This is a genomic window from Longimicrobium sp. (assembly GCF_036387355.1).
GTDB lineage: Bacteria > Gemmatimonadota > Gemmatimonadetes > Longimicrobiales > Longimicrobiaceae > Longimicrobium.
Genome location: NZ_DASVTX010000203.1, coordinates 1 through 5,249 on the forward strand (window position 1 = coordinate 1; position 5,249 = coordinate 5,249).

At 65.3% G+C, this 5,249-nt stretch carries 3 protein-coding genes; all 3 read left to right on the forward strand.

Going from position 1 to position 5,249, the window contains the following annotated elements; translation table 11 throughout:
• Positions 1-231: 231 nt before the first annotated feature.
• Positions 232-1,266, forward strand: coding sequence for a dipeptide epimerase (locus tag VF665_RS08835; protein WP_331053051.1), 1,035 nt, complete (start codon positions 232-234; stop codon positions 1,264-1,266).
• Between the two features lie 30 nt (positions 1,267-1,296).
• Positions 1,297-2,505 (forward strand): ATP-binding protein, encoded by a 1,209-nt coding sequence (locus VF665_RS08840; protein ID WP_331053052.1) that lies wholly within the window; start codon positions 1,297-1,299, stop codon positions 2,503-2,505.
• Positions 2,506-2,697: 192 nt separating this feature from the next.
• Positions 2,698-5,175 carry a replication restart helicase PriA gene (gene priA, locus VF665_RS08845; protein WP_331053053.1) on the forward strand — a complete coding sequence of 826 codons (2,478 nt, stop codon included), beginning with the start codon at positions 2,698-2,700 and terminating at the stop codon, positions 5,173-5,175.
• The last annotated feature ends 74 nt before the right edge of the window (positions 5,176-5,249 follow it).

The window sequence follows — 5,249 nt, forward strand, 5'->3', positions numbered from 1 at the left end:
CTCCGGACGGTGCCGCGCATGCGGAGAGGCCCCCTCTCCCCGGCCCTCTCCCCGCTGTCGCGGGAGAAAGGGAGACCTCAGCGCGAGTGCGGCGTTCGGCATGGAGCCCATCGCCCGCGCAGGTCCAGCCTCACAGCAGTATCGTGAGGCTTTCAGCCGTTGTTGCGGCGACTTCAGTCGCTCCGGCGCACTCACGCACACGGCACTCACGCACTTCTCTTCGTAGTCCTCATGAAGCTGACCTTCGAAATCGTCGAACTCCAGACCAGGCACGCGTTCAACATCGCGCGGCAGGTGGGGCCGCCCACGCGCCGGCTGGTGTGGGTGCGTGTGCGGGACAACGATGGCGTGGAAGGATGGGGCGAGGCTTCGCCGCAGCCGTTCTACGGCGAGACGGCGGATACGGTGACGGCCATCCTGCCGCGCCTGGCGGAGGCGCTGGAAGAGGCGGCCGGCGGTGACCCGTTCGCGCTGGAGCGTATCGACACGGCGCTGCACCACGCACTGGCGCACAACGGCTCCGCGCGCGTCGCCATCTCCGCCGCCCTGCACGACCTGGTCGGCAAACGGCTGGGCGTTCCGGTGTGGAAGCTGTGGGGGCTGGACCCCGCCGCGGCGCCGCGCTCGTCGTTCACCATCGGCATCGACGAGATCGAGGTGATGCGCGCCAAGGTGCGGGAAGCGGCCGCGTATCCCATCCTCAAGATCAAGGTGGGGACGCCGCGCGACCGCGAGATCCTGTCCATGATCCGTGAAGAGGCGCCCGGCAAGACGATCCGCGTGGACGCCAACACCGGGTGGAGCGCCAAGCAGACCATCGCCGCCATGCCCATGTTTCAGGAGTTCGGCGTGGAGTTCGTGGAGCAGCCGCTTCCCGCGCACGACCTGGCCGGGCTCAAGCTGGTGCGCGACCACTCGCCGCTCCCCATCATCGCCGACGAGTCGGTGGAGAACGCCACGGACGTCGCCAAGCTGGCCGGCGTGGTGGACGGCGTGAACATCAAGCTCAGCAAGTGTGGCAGCCTGCGCGAAGCCATCCGCATCGTTCAGGCGGCGCGCGCCCACAACATGAAGGTGATGCTGGGCTGCATGATCGAATCGACGCTCGGCATCGCCGCCGCCGTACAGTTGACGCCGCTGGTGGACTACGTGGACCTGGACGGCGCCGCGCTGCTCGCCCACGATCCGTTCGATGGGCCAGGGATCGAGGCCGATGGGCGTGTGCGGTTCAACGCGGAGCCCGGACTCGGCGTGTCCAGCAAATAAGGCATCTGTCTCCCCCCGAAGCTCCTTGCAATGCACGGGATTGACCTACTGATTGAGCATGAGAACGAAGGAACTGCGTTGGACTTCAAGGCGACGCAGTACCTCAAGCCAAATTATGAAGCACTTTTGAAAGATTTGATGGCTATGGCGAATGCTCCTACATCGGGAGATCGCTACATCATCATCGGTGTTCGGATGAATGCCGATGGCAGTCGCGACTTCATTGGGGTTGAGCCAGAGGAGTTTGTGGATTCGGCCACATACCATCAACTGGTAGCCGAGAATATCGAGCCGGAGCTCGCATTCGACTATATCCCTTACACATTTAAGGGTGTTAAGCTGGGGTTGCTCAGGATTCGAGATCCCGACGACGCTCCTTACATGATGAGAAAAGCGTATGGACAGGGACTTCGCCACGGTGACGCCTTTATCAGGCTTGGAAGTCACCAACGGCGGCTAACAAGGCCTGATCTAGATCGGATCTTTCAACGCAGAATTCTGCAGCAAGCGTCGGTGAACGTGCAGGTTGCGTTTGATGGATCGGATAATCCTTCCTTGTTGCGCATTCCAGCCTCGTCCCTTGCGGAACTTCCGTCCCAGCGAGCGAAGCGCAAGATTCTCGCGATTCTCGCGGGAAGAGAACGCGCTCAGCAGAACCCGGGAATCGGCTTGCATTCCATGGCATGGGGACTGGGCTCGATAGGTTTTCCGGGCCCGACTCCTTACGAGGGACGGAGCACTGAGCAACTACGCAAAGATCTGGAAAAAGTTGAGGAGTCGTATCATGAGCATGATCTGTATGCAAGCTTTGAGCAGTTCGCGCAGAAGCTGAACTTCGTTCTATTGAATAACGGAACTCAGTACGTTGAAGATGCCTCCATTCGTGTCCTGATCCAAAAAGAAGCAGGTTTGGCCGTTGCGTCAATGATCCATCGGGAGCCGCCTTCTGCTTTTAGCCCTTTGTATATGCCGGTTTTGTTCGAACGGTACCCGAAGGTGGAATCAACCGAGACTCACTACGTGGTGACTGCAGATGTGGGCGATCTGCGACATGGGATACCATCTCTAGCCTTCGAAGAGCCTCTTCGGCTTGTGCTTGGTTCTAAATTAGTAGGTCAGAGTATAGACATTCAGGTAACCGTATTCGGCAAGCAGTTGCCACAACCTCGTAATGAGTCTCTGAGGCTTTCGATCACTCCGCCGAGAGAAGCGAATCCCGCGCAGACTGATGAATCGTGAGTGCTTGTCCAGAGCGTGATGGGCGAGTGAGCGAGCCTTACCGGCCAGCAGCCAGCATCGCGGTACGCGTGCTGGCTGTTTCTGTTCTCACGCCCCCTGTCGCGCACTGTTATCTTTGGCGCTCCCGGGACGAACCCAGCCGCGCGCACGGTCGTTCCTATTCCCTTTTCCCTATTCCCTATTCCCTGGCCCTTGTTCGTCGAAGTCGCGCTCCCGCTCCCCCTTCCGCGCACGTTCACGTACGCGGTCCCGCCCGCGCTGCGCGCGCAGGCGCGGCCGGGCGCACGCGTGCTGGTGCCGTTCGGGCAGCGCGAGCGCATCGGGTGGATCGACCGCGTCGCCGAAACCGTCGCCAAGCCGGAGCGCGCCAAGCCGGTCACTGCCGTGCTGGACGCCACGCCGTCCGCCACGCCGGCGATCCTCGCGCTCTGCCGCTGGATCGCGGACTACTACCTGGCGCCACTGGGGCAGGTGCTGCGGACGGCGCTTCCCGCAGGGCTAACGGATTCGTCCACGGACTTCGTCGTCCTCGCGCGCGATCCGGGCGACGTGGTGCTGAGCGAGCACGAGGGCAAGCTGGTCGCCTTTCTGCGCGAGCGCGAAGGGCTGCAGCCCGTGGCCCGCGTGCGGCGGGAACTGGGAGAGCGCGCGTGGTGGCCCGTCATCCGCCGGCTGGAGCAGGACGGCATCGTGCGCGTTGAAACCGAGGGGCCGCGCGTGGAGCCGCCCGTGCGCACGCGCCGCGTCGTCCGCATCGCGCGCGAACTCCCCACGCTGCTGGCGCGCGACGAGGCGTTCGGGCGCGCCAAACGGCAGCGCGAACTGTACGAAACACTGGAATCCATCGGCGGCTCGGCGGATACCGCGCACGTCACCACGGGGCTGGGTTTCGGCGCCGAGCTCATCCGCCAGCTGGTCAAGAAGGAACTGCTGGCGGTGGACGAGGAGATCGTGCCGCGCGATCCCTACGCGGCCATCCAGTCCGGCGAGGCGCCCCGGCTCAAGCCCACGCAGGCGCAGGCGGGCGTCATCCAGTCTCTGGTGGACGCCACGCGCACCCGCGAGCCGGGAACGTTTCTGCTGCGCGGCGTGACGGGGTCCGGCAAGACCCTCGTCTACATCGAACTGCTGCGCGAGGTGGTGGACCGGCAGGGGAAGACGGCCATCGTCCTCGTCCCCGAAATCGCGCTCACGCCGCAGACGGTGGGGCGCTTCAAGGCCGTGTTCGGCGACCGCGTGGCCGTCCTCCACTCCGCCCTGTCCGACGGCGAGCGGTACGACGAGTGGCGCTCGCTGCGCTCCGGCGAAAAGCGCATCGTGGTGGGCGCGCGCTCCGCCGTGTTCGCGCCGATGGAAAAGGTGGGCGCCATCATTGTGGACGAGGAGCACGAGGGCTCGTACAAGCAGGGCGAGGCCCCGCGCTACCACGCCCGCGAGGTCGCCGTCGTCCGTGCGCGGATGGAGGGCGCGGTGTGCCTGCTGGGCTCCGCCACCCCCGCGCTGGAAAGCTGGGCCAACGCGCAGGCGGGCAAGTATTCGCTCCTCGAACTGCCGGAGCGTGTGGGCGGGCAGCCGTTGCCGCCCATCAAGATCGTGGACCTGCGCAAGGAGCGGGAGCGGATCAAAAAGACCACGGGCCCGCTGCAGGAAGTGGCGCCCGTGGTGGTGAGCGACGTGCTCGCGGCCGCGGTGCGCGACCGCATCGCCAAGGGCGAGCAGACCATTCTGCTCCTGAACCGCCGCGGGTACGCCACCTTTGTGCAGTGCCGCGAGTGCGGGCTGGTGTGGCACTGCCCGCAGTGCAACGTGTCGCTCACCTACCACCGCAAGCGGCACAGGCTTACCTGCCACTACTGCCTGCACGAGGAAGAAGCGCCCAGGCACTGCCCGTCGTGCGGCGAAAAGGACCTCAGCTTCAAGGGGGTGGGGACGGAGCAGGTGGAGCGCGCGGTGGAGGAGGCGTTCCCCTCCGCACGCATCGCGCGGATGGACGTGGACACCACCGGCGCCAAGTGGGCGCACCACGACATCCTGGGCCGCGTGGAGCGGGGTGAGGTAGACCTGCTGCTGGGCACGCAGATGATCGCCAAGGGGCTGGACTTTCCCAACGTTACGCTGGTCGGCGTGATCAACGCGGACGTGGGGATCAACCTGCCGGACTTTCGCGCCACGGAGCGCACGTTTCAGCTGCTCACGCAGGTGGCGGGGCGGGCGGGGCGCGGGCCCAAGGGCGGGGAAGTGTTCATCCAGACGGCGCTCCCCAACCACTACGCCATCCTTTCCGCCACGGACCACGACTTCGTGGGCTTTGCGGAAAAGGAGTTCGAGACGCGCCGCGAGCCCGCGTATCCGCCCTATTCCCGCCTGCTGAACGTCGTCGTCAGCGGCACGGAAGAGGCGGCCACGCAGACGGCGGCGGTCGCGGCGGCCGACTGGGTTTCCGGGCTGCTGACGGGGCGCAAGGTGAAGGGAGTGGCACTGGTGGGCCCCGCGCCGTGCCCCATCGACCGCATTCGCGGGCGGTGGCGGTGGCACTTCATCCTGCGCTCCGACAGCCCCCGGACGCTGGGCGAGGTGGCGCGCTACTTCTACGAGAAGTACACGCTCCCCTCCAACGCCAAAGCGGACCTGCGGCTTGCGCTGGACCGCGATCCCGTGGCGCTTTTGTGAGAATGGCGCGAGGGAGGTCGTGGAGGTCAGTGCCAAGTGCCAAGTGCCAAGTGCCAAGTGCCAAGTGCCAAGTG

What these genes read in the sequence shown, in the direction of transcription:
- VF665_RS08835 (WP_331053051.1), top strand. Translation starts at nt 232, where the DNA reads ATGAAGCTGACCTTCGAAATCGTCGAACTCCAGACCAGGCACGCGTTC.
- VF665_RS08840 (WP_331053052.1), top strand. Translation starts at nt 1,297, where the DNA reads ATGCACGGGATTGACCTACTGATTGAGCATGAGAACGAAGGAACTGCG.